The organism is Planococcus sp. ISL-109 (assembly GCF_018613655.1).
In the GTDB taxonomy this organism is placed as follows: Bacteria; Bacillota; Bacilli; order Bacillales_A; family Planococcaceae; genus Planococcus.
The window spans coordinates 1-16150 of sequence record NZ_JAGGPW010000022.1; the positions used below are offsets into that span (position 1 = coordinate 1).

General features: G+C 48.4%; 15 protein-coding genes. 14 read left to right on the forward strand and 1 reads right to left on the reverse strand.

The genetic code is table 11. The annotated features are described in order from the left end of the window. The first annotated feature begins 145 nt into the window (after positions 1 to 145). From J7E21_RS13710 to rsmI, 11 genes are all read left to right on the forward strand, one after another. A complete protein-coding gene (locus J7E21_RS13710; protein ID WP_215108707.1) occupies positions 146 to 1567 on the forward strand; it encodes an aminotransferase class I/II-fold pyridoxal phosphate-dependent enzyme in 1422 nt (473 codons plus the stop codon). Positions 1568 to 1630: 63 nt separating this feature from the next. After that, positions 1631 to 3157: an exopolyphosphatase gene (ppx, locus tag J7E21_RS13715; RefSeq protein WP_215108709.1), complete on the forward strand. Its 1527-nt coding sequence runs from the start codon at positions 1631 to 1633 to the stop codon at positions 3155 to 3157. 26 nt (positions 3158 to 3183) lie between these two features. Then, on the forward strand, positions 3184 to 5301 hold the full coding sequence (locus tag J7E21_RS13720; protein WP_215108711.1) for an RNA degradosome polyphosphate kinase: 2118 nt from the start codon (positions 3184 to 3186) through the stop codon (positions 5299 to 5301). Positions 5302 to 5387: 86 nt separating this feature from the next. Continuing rightward, positions 5388 to 6017 carry a dTMP kinase gene (gene tmk / locus J7E21_RS13725; RefSeq protein WP_215108712.1) on the forward strand — a complete coding sequence of 210 codons (630 nt, stop codon included), beginning with the start codon at positions 5388 to 5390 and terminating at the stop codon, positions 6015 to 6017. A 178-nt stretch (positions 6018 to 6195) separates the two neighbouring features. Next, positions 6196 to 6525 carry a cyclic-di-AMP receptor gene (locus J7E21_RS13730; protein WP_215108714.1) on the forward strand — a complete coding sequence of 110 codons (330 nt, stop codon included), beginning with the start codon at positions 6196 to 6198 and terminating at the stop codon, positions 6523 to 6525. Between the two features lie 100 nt (positions 6526 to 6625). Further along, positions 6626 to 7618 (forward strand): DNA polymerase III subunit delta', encoded by a 993-nt coding sequence (gene holB / locus J7E21_RS13735; RefSeq protein WP_215108716.1) that lies wholly within the window; start codon positions 6626 to 6628, stop codon positions 7616 to 7618. A gap of 4 nt (positions 7619 to 7622) precedes the next feature. Further along, positions 7623 to 8435: a PSP1 domain-containing protein gene (locus J7E21_RS13740; RefSeq protein WP_215108718.1), complete on the forward strand. Its 813-nt coding sequence runs from the start codon at positions 7623 to 7625 to the stop codon at positions 8433 to 8435. A gap of 10 nt (positions 8436 to 8445) precedes the next feature. Continuing rightward, positions 8446 to 8805: a DNA replication initiation control protein YabA gene (gene yabA / locus J7E21_RS13745; protein ID WP_215108720.1), complete on the forward strand. Its 360-nt coding sequence runs from the start codon at positions 8446 to 8448 to the stop codon at positions 8803 to 8805. 364 nt (positions 8806 to 9169) lie between these two features. Beyond that, complete coding sequence (locus J7E21_RS13750; RefSeq protein ID WP_215108722.1) at positions 9170 to 9910, forward strand: tRNA1(Val) (adenine(37)-N6)-methyltransferase; 741 nt, start codon at positions 9170 to 9172, stop codon at positions 9908 to 9910. Further along, on the forward strand, positions 9894 to 10166 hold the full coding sequence (locus J7E21_RS13755; RefSeq protein WP_215108724.1) for a GIY-YIG nuclease family protein: 273 nt from the start codon (positions 9894 to 9896) through the stop codon (positions 10164 to 10166). The genes J7E21_RS13750 and J7E21_RS13755 overlap by 17 nt, the downstream gene beginning before the upstream one ends. Continuing rightward, the gene (gene rsmI / locus J7E21_RS13760) at positions 10163 to 11035 is read left to right on the forward strand and encodes a 16S rRNA (cytidine(1402)-2'-O)-methyltransferase (protein WP_215108726.1); all 873 of its coding nucleotides are present in this window, start codon (positions 10163 to 10165) and stop codon (positions 11033 to 11035) included. Before J7E21_RS13755 ends, rsmI begins: the two co-directional genes overlap by 4 nt. 45 nt (positions 11036 to 11080) lie before the next feature. Here rsmI and J7E21_RS13765 read toward each other — a convergent pair whose 3' ends face one another. Then, the gene (locus J7E21_RS13765; RefSeq protein WP_215108727.1) at positions 11081 to 11365 is read right to left on the reverse strand and encodes a transition state genes transcriptional regulator AbrB; all 285 of its coding nucleotides are present in this window, start codon (positions 11363 to 11365) and stop codon (positions 11081 to 11083) included. 306 nt (positions 11366 to 11671) lie between these two features. Here J7E21_RS13765 and metG point away from each other — a divergent pair, with 306 nt between their 5' ends. The 3 genes from metG (at position 11672) to J7E21_RS13780 (ending at position 16054) form a co-directional block, all read left to right on the forward strand. Next, positions 11672 to 13636, forward strand: coding sequence for a methionine--tRNA ligase (metG, locus tag J7E21_RS13770; protein WP_215108729.1), 1965 nt, complete (start codon positions 11672 to 11674; stop codon positions 13634 to 13636). A 193-nt stretch (positions 13637 to 13829) separates the two neighbouring features. Next, on the forward strand, positions 13830 to 14597 hold the full coding sequence (locus J7E21_RS13775; RefSeq protein WP_215108731.1) for a TatD family hydrolase: 768 nt from the start codon (positions 13830 to 13832) through the stop codon (positions 14595 to 14597). Between the two features lie 86 nt (positions 14598 to 14683). Continuing rightward, positions 14684 to 16054, forward strand: coding sequence for a G5 and 3D domain-containing protein (locus tag J7E21_RS13780; RefSeq protein WP_251048010.1), 1371 nt, complete (start codon positions 14684 to 14686; stop codon positions 16052 to 16054). Positions 16055 to 16150 lie beyond the last annotated feature (96 nt).

Sequence of the window (16150 nt, forward strand, 5' to 3'; positions counted from 1 at the left end):
CATGAAGAAAGTCGTTACCGTTACCGTTACCGTCATCGGTAGCGGCTTTTTTGTGTTGTTTTTGTAAAAATGCAGGACGCCTTTTCGAAAGGGAGCTGTGTTCGGTATAATGAACTATGAATGAAAACGTGAGGATGTATGAGCTATGACGCAAAGACGTCCCATTGTGGATGCATTAGTGGAATTTCAAAGAAACCGGCCGACTTCGTTTCATGTTCCTGGCCATAAAAACGGACAGTTATCAGGGTTGCCGCAAGAATTGAAGGCTGCCCTTTTATACGATATGACAGAGTTGGAGGGGCTTGATGATTTGCATGCTCCAAAGGCAGCGATCAAGGAAGCGGAAGCGTTGCTTGCACATGCATACGGTGCCGAAAAAAGTTATTTTCTCGTTAACGGCTCTACAGCAGGTAATTTGGCGATGATCCATGCTGTCTGTAGAGAAGGCGACCGAGTTATTGTGCAACGCAATTCCCATCAATCGATTTTTCATGCGCTGGAGCTTGCGCGTGTAAGGGCGATTTATGTAGCGCCGGAGTGGGACGAGACATCTAAGAGTGCTGCCGCTGTCTCTCTTTCCTCGGTAACTTCGGCTTTACTGGAATATCCGGATGCAAAAGCTGCCGTATTGACGTATCCGAACTATTACGGAATGGGATCATCCGAACTGACAGCGGTTATTGAACTTTGTCATGAACAAAGTATTCCGGTTCTGGTCGATGAAGCTCACGGTGCCCATTTCACAGCTGGTGCACCGTTTCCCGTGAGTGCCCTGACCTGCGGAGCCGATGCCGTTGTACAATCTGCCCATAAAACCTTGCCGGCGATGACGATGGGCTCGTATCTTCATATACAAGGAGAGTTGGTGGATGAAGGGGCAATCCGGAAATATTTACGAATTTTTCAATCGAGCAGCCCTTCATATCCGATCATGGCTTCACTTGATGATGCACGGGCATATATTCAAAACTATTCAGCGTCCGATAAACAGGAGTTTCTTGAAAAGCGCGAGCACTTTGTAACTAGCTTAAAACGTATTCCTTTAATTGAAGTGGTTGAATCTACTGATCCGCTGAAATTATTGCTGCGAGTGGAAAAGTGTGGCGGTTTTCAGTTGAAAGACGCGTTGGAAAAGGTAGGCATTTATGCAGAGTTAGCAGACCCATTTCAAGTGCTGTTGATTTTGCCGCTGATCAAACGAGGATATGCTTATCCATCCGCTGAAATCTGCAGTCGCATCAAAGAAGCTGTAGCCAGTCTGAGCCATCAAGAAAGCGTTATTCCAAACTTTCAGCCCCGTCAGCAAAACCCAGTCGTCGTACCTGAATTGACGTTTGAGGAAGTTGACTTGTCGGCACGGAAATGGGTGCCATATACACAAGTAGCTGGGCGGATTTCGGCTGCGATGGTCACGCCTTACCCACCAGGCATACCACTTGTCGTGGCGGGTGAGAAATGGACCATCGATAAGGTGGAGGTATTGGCGGATTACGTGGCATCAGGCGCCGAAATCCAAGGCGAACACCGGCTGGCGCAAAAGCTGGTCTTGGTCATCGGCAGTGAGTAGAATAAACGCCCGGGTGGTATACAATAGCATATAGCGAAAGCGAGAGAGTGTGGGGATAATCATATGGAACAAGAAAAATACGCAATTATCGATATCGGCTCAAACACCATCCGTCTGGTCATCTATACACGGGACAAGAGCGGACGCTTTTCGGAAAGCGAGAACGTCAAGGCTGTTGCCCGTCTCCGTAATTATTTAGCGGAGGACAATACGCTTTCCGAGCAAGGAATCGGCGTATTGATCGATACGTTAACAAGCTTCCAGGAAGTCACGCGTCATCATCAGCTCGAGGCAATTAAATGCGTCGCGACGGCCGCTGTCCGGCAAGCGAAGAACCAAGAAGCCATTATTCAACGGGTAGCAGATGAAACGGATTTCACGATGCGCATTTTATCGGAATATGAGGAAGCGCATTACGGCTACTTGGCAGTGGTCAATTCGATGTCCTATAAAAGCGGCATCACCGTCGATATCGGCGGTGGTAGTACTGAACTGACCTTGTTCGAAGACCGGGAACTTGTCCATTTCCATAGTTTTCCGTTTGGTGCATTATCACTAAAAAAGCAGTTTATTGAAGGCGATACCCCGAAAGCGAGTGAGCTAAAGGCGCTGCGTGAGTTTTTGAAAAACCAGTTCCTGACGCTGGACTGGCTAAAAGGGCAGAAAATGCCGCTGATCGGCATTGGTGGCAGTGCGCGAAACTTGGCGCAGGTTCATCAGGAAAAAGTCGATTATCCGCTTTCCGGCGTCCATGAGTACACGATGGAGCGAAAAGAAGTGGAAGAAACAAACAAATGGCTTGTGTCTATGGAATTCGACGACTTGCAGCGCGTGGAGGGATTGTCACGTGATCGCGCGGACATCATCATCCCCGCAGTGGAGGTGTTCCGCTGTTTGATGGACTTGATTGATGCCGAACTGTTTGCCTTGAGCCGAAAAGGGCTTCGTGACGGGGTCTTCTATGAGGAGATGACCAAGGATTTCGAGATGCCGGTCTTTCCGAACGTCATCGAAGAAAGCTTTTATGACCTGGCAATCGACTATGACATCAATTTGACACATGCGATTCATGTTACGAACAGTTCGCTGATGATTGTTCGGGAATTGGAAGAGGAGGGGCTGCTCGAACTGACGAAAAAAGACTTCCAGTGGGTCCGCCTCGGCAGTTCGATGTATAATCTCGGCAGCTATATCGATTCCGAATCAAGCAACCAGCATACGTTTTATTTGCTGGCGAACCGGACGATCGACGGGCTTTTGCATCAAGAACGCATCATTGTCGCCTTGATGGCTTCCTATAAAAATAAAAATCTCTTTAAACGTAATGCCGCGCTTTATGAAGGCTGGTTTTCTGCGCAAGAGCTGGATAAATTCCACACGATCGGTGCGGTCATTAAATTTGCCTATAGTTTGAATGCGACCAAACGCGATATTGTCGAAGACATTCAATTAAAGGTTCAGAAAGAGGAACTCGTTTTCTCCATCAAGTGCCGGGAAGATTGGAAGCCGGAACAATATCAAGTCGAGAAGCAGAAAAAGCATTTGGAGAAACTATTGAAGAAGACGATTACCGTTGATTTTCATGAATGAGTAAAACCTGAGGGGGGAGTCTTGCCGTGGGAAAGAAAAAAGACGAAGCGACACAGTTGAACAATCCTTCTTATTATAATAACCGTGAGCTCAGCTGGCTGGCGTTCAATGAGCGGGTGCTGCAGGAAGCACTCGATCCACGCAATCCGCTGCTTGAGAAGCTCAAGTTCCTGGCGATTTTCAGTTCGAACTTGGACGAGTTTTTCATGGTCCGGGTAGCAGGGCTGCAAGATCAGGTAAAAGTGGGCTTTAATAAGCCAGAGAATAAAGCCGGGATGACGCCGAAGCAGCAATTGCGGGAAATCGCCTTGAAAAACCATCAATTGGTTAATTTGCAATACGAAACGCTTCGTAAAGCGCTGTATCCAAAGCTGCAAAAAGAGAGTGTTCATTTCCTGAAAGTCCGGGAGCTGAGCGATTCGCAGCGTGAGTCGCTGGAGACACATTTCGATGAGCATATCTTTCCCGTGCTGACTCCGATGGCGATCGATGCTTACCGGCCGTTTCCGATGCTGCTGAGTAAAAGCATCAATTTGGCGGTTGTATTGGAAGATAAATCGAAAGAAGCGGATTCCGAAAAGCGCAGACGGACTGCAATCGTGCAATTGCCGGCGATCCTTGAGCGGTTTGTGCAATTGCCGGAAAATGGTGGGTTGCATAAGTTATTGCTGCTTGAAGACGTCATCGGTTTCTTTATCGGCAAGCTGTTTTACGGCTATGAAGTCAAGGCAACGACCGCATTCCGCATTACCCGCAATGCGGATATGACGATACACGAAGAAGGCGCACGCGACTTGCTCAAGGAAATCGAGGAAGAGCTGAAAAAGCGCAAATGGGGCGCGGCGGTTCGGCTGGAAGTGCAGAAGGATGGGTTAGATCCGAGCATTCTTGATTATTTGATGGACGAGCTCGAAGTGCATCCGAAAGACGTGTATGAAATTGACGGTTTTTTGGATTTGACGGTATTTTTTGATTTTTATAAAAAGATGGCGCCATTATGGGAACATTTGGTATATGAAGGGAAGGTCTCTCAATTGCCGGCTGGGATGGAAAACGGCAAAGCGATCTTTGCGAAAATTGCTGAAGAAGATGTCTTTTTGCATCACCCTTACGAATCATTTGAGCCGGTCGTCGAGTTTATTTCGGAGGCGGCCGATGATCCGGATGTGTTGGCAATCAAGCAGACATTGTACCGTGTCAGCGGCGATTCGCCAGTCATCAATGCGCTCAAGCGAGCGGCGGAAAACGGCAAACAAGTGACGGTGCTCGTTGAATTGAAGGCGCGTTTTGACGAAGAAAACAACGTGCACTGGGCAAAGGAACTGGAAAAAGCGGGCTGCCACGTTATTTATGGCATGACCCATTTGAAAACTCACAGCAAGATCACTTTGGTCGTCCGCAGAAAGCAAGGCCACATCGAGCGGTTTGTCCACCTCGGGACCGGCAATTACAATGACCAGACCGCGAAAATCTACACCGATATGAGTTTGTTCACGTCTCAAAAAGAAATCGGCATCGATGCGACGAATTTTTTCAACTATTTGAGTGGATATACCGAAAAGCCGGAGTTCCATTATTTATCGGTCGCGCCATTTTCAATCCGTGAGGACATCCTCCATTTGATCGACTCGGAAATCCGCTATGAAAAGAAATACGGCACTGGCCGGATTGTTGCGAAAATGAACTCCTTAACCGATAAAACCATTATCATGAAGCTTTACGAGGCGTCACGTGCTGGTGTGAAGATTGAGCTGATCGTCCGCGGTATCTGTTGCTTGCGCCCGGGGATTCCTGGGGTGAGCGATAATATTCGTGTGCGGAGCATTGTCGGCCGTCTGCTCGAACATAGCCGGGTCTATTCTTTCCACCAGAACGGCAAACAGAAAATCTATTTGTCTTCTGCGGATATGATGACGAGGAATCTGAACAACCGCATCGAAATCCTGTTCCCGATACTCGATAAGCGTATTAAAGCACAAGTGTGGAGCATACTCGACCTGGCATTAAAAGATAATGTCAAAGCCCGCGAGCAGGACGAGAACGGAAATTACGGTTATATCCGGCGCTTGGAAGGGCAAGCGGTGATCGATAGCCAGATGGAGCTATTTGAGCGAGCTTACCAAGTGGCGGAAGACGAGGAATAAGTGTCTTTGGGCGTTTGTAAAAGTGGCGCCGCTTGCGGTATAGTGGATGGAGTTTCAGTAAAAAGATCAGGAAAACAGGTGAGAACATGAGTTATTTTATAACGCTTGAAGGCGGCGAAGGTTCGGGCAAAACAACGGCGCTTTCTAAGCTGGCGGAAAAACTGGCGGCTGCTGGTTTTGAAGTGGTGACGACACGCGAACCGGGTGGGATTGAGATTGCGGAGAAAATACGTGAGGTCATCCTGGACCGGTCGCATACGGCGATGGATGCCCGCACGGAAGCGTTGTTGTATGCAGCTGCGCGGCGCCAACATTTGGTGGAACGGGTTCTCCCGGCACTGCAGCAAGGCAAAATCGTTTTATGCGACCGCTTTGTCGACAGCAGTTTGGCGTACCAGGGACATGCACGAGGGCTCGGCTTAGAAGATGTGCTCGCCATCAACGAGTTCGCCATCGAAGGCCATATGCCTGATCTGACTTTGTATTTTGACGTCAACCCGAAAACGGGGCTTGCGCGCATCGACCTCGACCAAGGCCGGGAATTCAATCGGTTGGACGAAGAGTCGTTGGCGTTTCATTACAAAGTGCGAGAAGGCTATTTGTTATTGCTCAGTCGTTACCCGGAACGCATCCAGCTGATCAATGCAGAAAATGAACTGGATGAAGTGGTAGCGGATGCGTTCGAAACTTTGCAGCGCTTTCTGGCTGAAAAATAATAAAATGACTGCAACAGCCCTGTTGGTTCAGGGCTGTTTTTTCATGGGATGGAACAAACATAGTCCTGTGCATATTGTCATGAATTTTTCGTATCGCTTATAGGAAAGTTATGACGAGACGTTCTCCGTTCGTGCTATACTAATACATAGAGAAGTAACCAAAAAGGAGTGAGTGCTGATGAAACTTGTCGTTGCAGTGGTACAGGATCAAGACAGTAACCGCTTATCCAATGCGTTGACGAAAAATGATTTTCGGGCTACCAAACTTGCCAGTACTGGAGGGTTTTTGCGCTCAGGAAATACCACCTTTTTGATTGGGGTCGATGATAGCCGTGTACCGAAATTAATGGATTTGATCCGCGACAATTGCCGCTCACGTGAGCAGATGGTGGCGCCGGTTTCCCCGATGGGCGGAAATGCGGATTCATATATACCGTATCCGGTCGAAGTGGAAGTGGGGGGCGCGACGATTTTCGTCTTGCCGATCGAACAGTTCCAGCAATTTTAAGCAGCAGCTAGAGCCGTCTCGGCGACAGCTGCTGCTTCGTCCGCACTACCCGTGATCCATCTGGAACACGGGATTTTTTACAAAGTTTGAAGGTGGAATCATGCACAAGACAATTGAGGAATTGCAGGACATGCAGCCCGTCGTAGTAAAGCGGATGCAAGGGGCTTATGCGAAAGACCGTTTGGCTCATGCCTATTTACTTGAAGGGCCTTCGGGGTCCGGAAAAAAGGAACTGACGCATTTTTTCGTCAAATTATTATTATGCGAAACACCACGTGAAAATGTTCCATGTGAAACATGCAGAAGCTGCAAACTTTATGACAGCGGCAATCACCCGAACATTTTATTCATAGAACCAGACGGCCAGAACATCAAAATCGACCAGATCCGCGAGTTGATTTATACGATGAACAAAACCGCCCTCAAAACCGGGCGAAAAATCTACGTGATTGAGAAGGCAGACCGGATGAATAATTCATCTGCCAACGCCCTGCTGAAGTTTTTGGAAGAACCGGAAGCGAATGTCACGGCAATCCTCTTGACGGAGCGCTTGAACGCCATCATGAGCACGATCCGCTCGCGCTGCCAGCTGTTGTCGTTTCAGCCGCTGTCACGGCCGAAGCTGATGGAAAATCTGATGGCGGACGGCATGACTGGTTCGATGGCTGCTACCGTGAGTATGCTGACGCAAAGCGGGCAGGAAGCGAAGCGGCTAAGCGAAGAAGAGCATTTTGCCGAAGAGCGGAAACTCGTTTTGAAGTTGGTGGAGACGGTAGGGGACAATGTCCACGAGGCATTACTTTTGGTTCAATCTGACTGGTTGCCGTTGTTCAAAGAGAAAGAAGATGCCGAAAGAGGGCTCGACATGTTATTATTTGCATATCGGGACATTGCTACAGTGAAAGCGGGTCTTGAAACTGCACGCACATATCCGGACATGGAAGAAACTTGGAAGCAGATGGCGCTTCAGCGTTCGTTCGATGTATTGTCCAGGCAGCTGCAGGCAGTGCTACAAGCCAAACAGCAATTGCCGCGCAATATGAACCGGACACTGTTGATGGAGCAATTAATGCTGAATCTGCAGGAGGGGTAAGCAATTGTATAAAGTAATAGGAGTCCGCTTCAAGAAAGCGGGTAAAATATATTATTTCGATCCAGGTGAAGCTGTGATCGAAAAAGACGATTATGTCATTGTGGAAACAGCGCGCGGCGTCGAGTACGGAAAAGTGGTCGTGCCCGTTAAGGAAGTCGGCGAGAACGATGTTGTTCTGCCGCTTAAGCAAGTCGTACGGGTCGCAACCGAACGCGACCGCCTGCAAGTGGAAGAAAACCGTTCGGAAGCGGAACGCGCTTTTGAGGTCGGTACGGAAAAAATCGAATCGCACCGACTCGATATGAAGCTGGTTGAAGTGGAATATACATTTGACCGCAACAAAGTCATTTTCTATTTCACCGCTGAAGGCCGCGTCGATTTCCGCAATTTGGTGAAAGATTTGGCGTCGATTTTCCGCACGCGCATCGAGTTGCGCCAAATTGGTGTACGGGACGAGGCGAAAATGCTCGGTGGTATCGGGCCATGCGGACGCATGCTTTGCTGTTCGACTTTCCTCGGCGATTTTGAACCGGTGTCGATCAAGATGGCGAAAGACCAGAACTTGTCATTGAACCCGTCGAAGATCTCAGGACTATGTGGCCGTTTGATGTGCTGCTTGAAATACGAAAACGACGAATACGAACAGGCGAAAAAAGAAATGCCGGACGTCGGGGCACGCGTCGAGACGCCGGATGGCAATGGCCGCGTCGTCAGCTTGAACTTGCTCGAACGGGTATTGAAAATCCGCCTGTCAGAGCAAGAGCAGACGCTGGAATATACATTGGATGAAATTATGAACCAGGGAACGAGAGCGTGAGGTGGTTTCAGTGAAGGATAAGAATTTTTTGGATACGGTCATGGATTTCGAACAGCAATTGGAATCGATGCAAGAACAGTTCCGCGACCTGAAAGTGGTCGTGGCGCGGACGATGGAAGAACATCACGCGCTGCAATTGGAAAATCACCATTTGCGTGCTCGACTTGATGAGCTGAATGCAAAAGTGCCGGAGCCTGAAAAAGTTGATCCGGTCAAATTGAAAAAAGCCGTCATGGACATCGGCGAAGGCTACGATAACCTGGCGCGCCTATACCACGAAGGCTATCACGTCTGCAATGTCCATTTCGGCAGCTCCAGAAAAGGCGACGACTGCCTGTTCTGCCTATCGTTTTTAAACAAGCAAAATTAAAGAAGAAAAGCGGAGGCAGCCGTTTAGACCCGACAAGCACAAGCCGGTTTGCCGCATAAGCAAAGTGGCTTGTGACCTCGAGGGTCTGGCTGCCGCAGCTAGACAACGAAGAAAAGTCGAAGCGGCAGTTCTGGCTTGACAGGCGTAAGCCGAGTTCCCGAAGCGGCGCACTTTGCCGCACAGGGAAATTGGCTTACGATTCGAGAGCCAGGCCGCTGAGGCTAGACACGAAGAAAAGCGAGAGCGGCTGTTCAGCTCCGACAGGCATAAGGCCCGAGACGGCAGGCGCGATCATGAAAAAGTACCAAAAGGCTTCCGACACTCCGTGTGGCGGCAGCCTTTTATTATGGCAGGAGTGAACGATATGTTAACAGATGACGAACGGTTGGATTATTTATTAGCGGAGAATTTGCGCATTATCCAAAGTCCGTCGGTATTTTCATTTTCTTTGGATGCGGTGCTTTTGGCACGTTTTGCGTATGTGCCAAAAAAACGCGGCAGAATCGTTGATTTGTGTACAGGGAACGGGGCCATTCCGCTGTTTTTGAGCGCACGCACCGAATCACGCATTACGGGTGTCGAGTTGCAGCCGCGGCTTGCAGGGATGGCACAGCGCAGCGTGGAATTTAATGAGCTGACTTCGCAGATCGACATTGTCGAAGGGGATGTGAAAGAAATCCCGGCAAGCCTCGGCTACGAGAAATTCGATGCTGTTCTATGCAATCCGCCGTATTTCCCAGCGCATGAAATGAGCGACAAAAACTTGAGTGAGCATATGGCGATTGCGCGTCATGAACTCCACCTGACACTCGACGAAGCGGTGCGGTCTGCGAGCCAGTTGTTGAAACAAGGAGGCAAAGCGGCATTTGTCCACCGCGCGGGCCGATTGATCGACATCATGGCGGCGATGCGGGCAAACCGCTTGGAGCCGAAGCGTATCCGGCTAGTGTATCCGAAAGCGGGAAAAGAAGCGAATACTTTATTGATCGAAGGCATCAAAGACGGCAAGCCTGACTTGAAGGTGTTGCCGCCGCTCATCGTCTACGGAGACGACGGCGAATACACCGAAGAAGTGCGGGGCTTGTTGTATGGAAACGAGCAGTGAGCATTATTTTTACGTACTCGAATGCGGGGACGGCTCGTACTATGCGGGCTATACAAACGATTTGCTAAAGCGCTTGGCCAAGCATGAAAGCGGCAAAGGTGCCAAGTATACGCGCTCACGCGGCCCGCTAATATTACTCCATTCCGAGCCGTTCGACACCAAGCCGGAAGCAATGAGGGCGGAATACGCCTTCAAGCAATTGAGCAAGGCGGAAAAAACCGCCTATATTCGGAACAGAAAGGCGGAACGTACATGAAATCACAAAAAAGCTTCAGCGGTGAACAGCCGACGCTTTATTTGGTCGCGACGCCGATCGGCAATTTGGAAGACATCACGGTCCGCGCACTTCGGCTCTTAAAGGAAGTGGACGTCATTGCGGCGGAAGATACCCGCAACACACGGAAACTGTGCAATTACTTCTCCATCGAGACGCGCTTAGTCAGCTATCATGAGCACAATCAGGAAAGCGGCGGCGAGAAGATTTTGGCATATTTGGCAGAAGGCAAATCGGTCGCGCTCGTGAGCGATGCGGGCATGCCGTGCATTTCCGATCCTGGAGAAGACATCGTGAAAAAAGCAGTCGATGCGGGTTATCCCGTCGTGCCGGTGCCCGGTGCGAATGCCGCACTCAGCGCATTGATTGCGTCCGGAATTACGCCGCAGCCGTTCCTGTTTTATGGATTCCTATCGCGCAATAAGAAAGCGCGTCTTGTGGAACTCGACAAGCTGAGCCAAAAGCAAGAGACGCTGCTGTTCTATGAAGCGCCGCATCGTTTGAAAGACAGTTTGAAAAGCTTGGTGTCGGTGTTTGGCGGGGAGCGTCGGATTGTGTTAGCGCGGGAAATAACGAAGAAGTTTGAAGAGTTTCTGCGCGGAACACTAGAAGAAGCAGTCGTTTGGGCGGAAACGAATGACATCCGCGGCGAGTTTTGCCTCGTCATCGAAGGCAATTCGGAGCCTGATGAGGTAGAAGTGGATGAGTGGTGGAAAGAACTGACAAACGAAGAGCACGTCAATCAGTTAATGGAAGAAAAGCAGTTATCTTCAAAAGAAGCGATCAAGGAAGTGGCAAAAGCGCGTGGTGTCCCGAAGCAGGAAGTGTACCAAGCCTTCCATCAGGATTGACTGGATTCCATAAAAAAACCGGTGTGCACAAGCACTCCGGTTTTTTTATTTCTTCAAGTTGTTTTGGATTTCTTTCACAAGCAACTCGGCGCCTTCTGAGCTAAGGATCAATTTCCCGCCAACCAATTTCATGTTTTCGTCCGAAACTTCTCCAGTTACGGCACATGTCATATTTGGCATATATTTTTTCAAAATAATTTTGTCGTCGTCGACGTAAATCTCCAACGCGTCCTTCTCTGCGATTCCAAGCGTACGACGCAATTCAATCGGAATAACTACGCGGCCCAATTCGTCTACTTTACGCACAATGCCAGTCGATTTCATAATCATTAGCCCCTTTCAATTTTAGCGGCAGAATTCGTCAAAATTCGACATTTACCACTTCTTGTCATAAATCATACCAAGTAATGTCAATTGGGTCAATAAAAAACTATAGATTTCATAATAAATTTTGGGTTTTTGAGGAAAATGCCTGTTTTCCCGCCATTTTTCTGCCATCTTATTTCCTGTACTTCTATTTTTGGGAGTATTCACCAATTAGTATAAGGCTCCGGTGACTCGTTGGAAGGAAATATTGTACAAAATTCGTGACTTCGTTAAAATGAAGAATATACAAACAAACTGGAGGAATTTTTCGTGACTGCCAACAACAAGACATTTTACCTGACCACGCCCATTTATTACCCGAGCGGAAAATTCCATATCGGGACAGCTTATACGACCGTAGCTTCCGATGCGATGGCGCGCTACAAACGTCTGCGTGGCTTCGACGTCCGTTTTTTGACGGGTATGGATGAGCACGGCCAAAAAATCGAAGAAAAAGCACAGGAAGCCGGCCAAGAACCACAAGCCTATGTAGACGACATGGCAGAAGCAGCGAAAAAAGTCTGGGAAGTTATGGACATTAGCTATGATGACTTTATCCGCACGACGGAACAGCGCCATAAACAAGGCGTCGAAAAGATTTTCCAGACATTCCTCGACAATGGTGATATTTACAAAGGCGAGTACGAAGGCTGGTATTGCACACCGTGTGAGTCTTTTTATACAGAAGCCCAACTCGAAGACGGCAATTGTCCGGACTGCGGACGCCCAGTCCACAAAGTGAAAGAAGAATCGTATTTCTTCAATATGAAGAAGTACGCAAACCGTTTGCTTGATTATTACGACAAGCATGTCGAATTCATCGAGCCGGAATCGCGCAAAAATGAAATGGTTAATAATTTCATCAAACCGGGACTTGAAGATTTGTCCGTGTCCCGCACGTCCTTCGACTGGGGAATTCCGGTTCCGGGAGATCCGAAGCATGTCATTTATGTTTGGGTCGACGCCTTGTCGAATTACATCACGTCACTCGGTTACGGCTCTGATGATGAGTCCGATTTCAATAAATATTGGCCGGCGGATGTGCACGTAGTCGGTAAAGATATCGTACGATTCCATACAATATACTGGCCAATCTTCCTTATGGCCCTTGATTTGCCGTTGCCGAAAAAAGTATTTGCACACGGCTTCATCATGATGAAGGATGGGAAAATGTCCAAATCGAAAGGCAATGTCGTCTATCCGGAAATGCTTGTCGAGCGCTACGGACTCGATGCAGCGCGTTATTTCCTATTGCGTGAGCTGCCGTTCGGTTCAGACGGCGTGTTCTCACCGGAATCGTTTGTCGAGCGGACGAATTACGATTTGGCGAACGATCTCGGGAATTTGCTGAACCGCACCGTGTCGATGATCAATAAATACTTTGACGGCAAAGTGCCGCAAGTCGATGGTATTAAAACCGATTTCGATGAAACTTTGCAGAAAGTCGCAAAAAATACGGTCGCTGTCTACGAGGAACATATGGAGAAAATGCAGTTCAGCCTCGTGTTGAGCGAAGTGTGGGCATTGATTTCCCGCACGAATAAATACATCGACGAAACACAGCCGTGGGTGCTGGCGAAAGACGAAGCCGGGCGTGAACAATTGGCGTCCGTCATGGCCCATTTAGCCGAGAGTTTGCGCATGACCGCTGTCATGCTGCAGCCATTCTTGCCGAATGCGCCGAAACAGATCATCGAACAGCTGGGACTCGCTCCAGAATTTTTGGAATGGCACACACTTGAAATATTCGGTGCGATTCCTGCGGATACGTCCGTCGTTAAAAAAGGCACGCCGATTTTCCCTCGCCTCGAAGTCGAGCCGGAAGTAGCGTATATCCGCGAACAGATGCGTGGCCCAGTCGCTCCACAAGCGGAGCCTCAAGCGCCAACTGTTCCGGAAAAGCCGGATGTCCCGGAAATCACCATTGATGAATTCATGCAAGTGGACCTGCGCGTTGCAACGGTCACTGCATGTGAACCGGTGAGGAAAACGGATAAGCTGTTGAAGCTTCAAGTGGATATGGGCTATGAAGAGCGCCAAGTAGTCTCCGGCATTGCCGAGCATTACAAGCCGGAAGAGCTCGTCGGACGAAAAGTCATCATTGTCGCCAACTTGAAACCGGTAAAATTGCGTGGCGAACTGTCGCAAGGCATGATCCTCGCCGGGCAGCAGGATGGTTACTTGACCATTGCCTCGGTGGATCAGAAATTACCAAACGGCACGAAAGTTAAGTAAATATTCATGTGACAGCCTACTCAGTCGAGTAGGTTGTTTTTTTGCGTTCAAGGACTTATCGACTAGAAAAATCGCAAATTCCGCCCAAATGTCTTCAAATCATCATGTTTTGTAATCCAAATGTAATATTGCTGTGAAGAAAGAAATGACTGTAACCCTTACAATGAAATCTATGTGAAGGAGACTGATGAAGATGTATATCGATACCCATGTTCATTTAAACGCCATTCAATACGACGAAGATTTACAAGACGTCATTGATCGCGCGTTAAAAAGCAAGGTGGAGAAAATGGTCGTCATCGGTTTTGACCGGAAAACGATCACTCGTGCCATTGAATTGGCCGAACACTACGATTTTATTTATGCGGTCGTTGGCTGGCATCCTGTCGATGCGGTCGATTGCACAACAGAAGATCTCGAGTGGATCGAACAACTAGCTGCCCACCCGAAAGTGGTCGGCATCGGCGAAACGGGTCTTGATTACCACTGGGACAAATCGCCGAAAGATATTCAACAAGACATATTCCGCAAACAAATCCAGCTCGCAAAACGTGTCGGCTTGCCGATCATCATCCATAACCGGGAAGCGACAGAAGATGTGCTAAGCATTCTCCGAGAGGAAGATGCACAGGAAGTCGGCGGCGTCATGCACTGCTTCGGAGGCAGCGTCGAAACAGCCCGTGAAAGCATCGACATGAATTTCATGATTTCACTCGGCGGACCCGTGACTTTCAAAAATGCCAAAAAACCGAAACAAGTGGCAGCTGAAATTCCATTGGAATATTTGATGATCGAGACGGATGCCCCTTACTTGGCGCCGCATCCACACCGTGGAAAGCGCAACGAGCCTTCGTATGTGCCGCTTGTCGCGGAAGAAATCGCTCGCCTGAAAGAACTGCCGGTCGAAGAAGTGGCAAAAGCGACGACAAAAAATGCTGAACGATTCTATAAATTTTCATAAATGCCGGTTAATTGAAAAAACGTATCCATTGACACGGAAGATTGAGGCACCTATAATCACTCAGGTGTACAAAGGAGGAGTTATTTTTGACAAAAGAAACAAATACTGCCAATTCAAATAAATCATTTACAGGGAAATCGGTGGCTGTCAGCATTGCGACTGTCTTATTATTCGCAGCGGTTCTCGCGTTCGCGATTTTCGAAGGAACGAAAAACATGGTGACGATCACTGCAAATGGTGAAACCGAAGAAATCCGCACGCACGCAAAAACGGTCGGGGATGTCCTCGATGAGCAAGCGATCGAAGTAGGGCAAGATGACTTTTTAAGCCATTCAGCCGATACCGCGATTGAAGAAGACGCTGCAATCGAATGGGATGAAGCAGAACAATACACAGTCACAGTAGACGGCGAAGCCCGTTCGGCTTGGACGACTGAAAATACCGTTTCCGCTATTTTGGATAAAGCGGAAGTTGAAGTAACAAAGCATGATAAAGTAAGCCCGGCACTTGATGATACAGTCGCTGAAACAACTGTAATCGATGTCGAAAAAGCATATGAAGTAACTATCGTTGATGGCGGAAAAGACAAGAAAGTCTGGTCCACTTCGACTACGGTCGCTGACTTTTTAAAAGAGCACAAAGTGAAAGTAGGCAAACTCGATCGCGTGGAAAAGGACATGGATGAACTCGTTCTTCCAAACACGAAAGTCGAAGTTGTGCGCGTAAAAAAAGTCACCGATGTAGTGGAAGACGCTGTGAAATACGCAGTGGAAACGAAGAAAGACTCTTCTCTTTTGAAAGGCAGCGAAAAGCTTGTTCAAAAAGGACAGAACGGATTGGTTAAGAAAACGTACGAAGTTGTGACAGAAAACGGCAAAGAAGTAAAACGCGAATTGAAAAAAGAAAAAGTCGTCAAAGAACCGAAAAAGCAAATTACAGCTGTCGGAACGAAAACTATCGTGGCGAGCGTATCACGCGGCACTGCGAAAAAAGAAACAGCGACACCTGTCAAGCAAGCATCTAGCGAAAAAGCGGCAACACCAGCGAAGAAGGCCGTTGTGAAAACAGCTTCTAAGCCTGCCAAAAAAGCAGCAGCAAAAGCACCGGAAAAAAAGCAAGCTGCTCCTCAGCCAGCGAAAAAAGAAGCGCCTTCTGAACCAACAGGCGGCAAGGAGTTCTACGTATCCGCTACAGCGTATACGGCAAGCTGCACAGGCTGCTCCGGCATCACTGCTACAGGCATCAACTTGAAAGCGAATCCTGGACTTAAAGTGATTGCAGTTGATCCGCGCGTCATCCCACTCGGCTCGAAAGTATGGGTGGAAGGCTACGGAAACGCGATCGCTGGCGATACAGGCGGCGCCATCAAAGGCAACAAGATCGATTTGTTCATGCCAAACCGTGCCGACGCGATTGCATTCGGACGTAAGCAAGTGAAAATCAAAGTATTAAACTAAGCGATATTATATAGAAGAAAAAGCTTTCCCGTAGTATAGGGAAAGCTTTTTACATGTTTGCCTAAAGCACGGTAGAATGGACAGTACTTGCAGAAA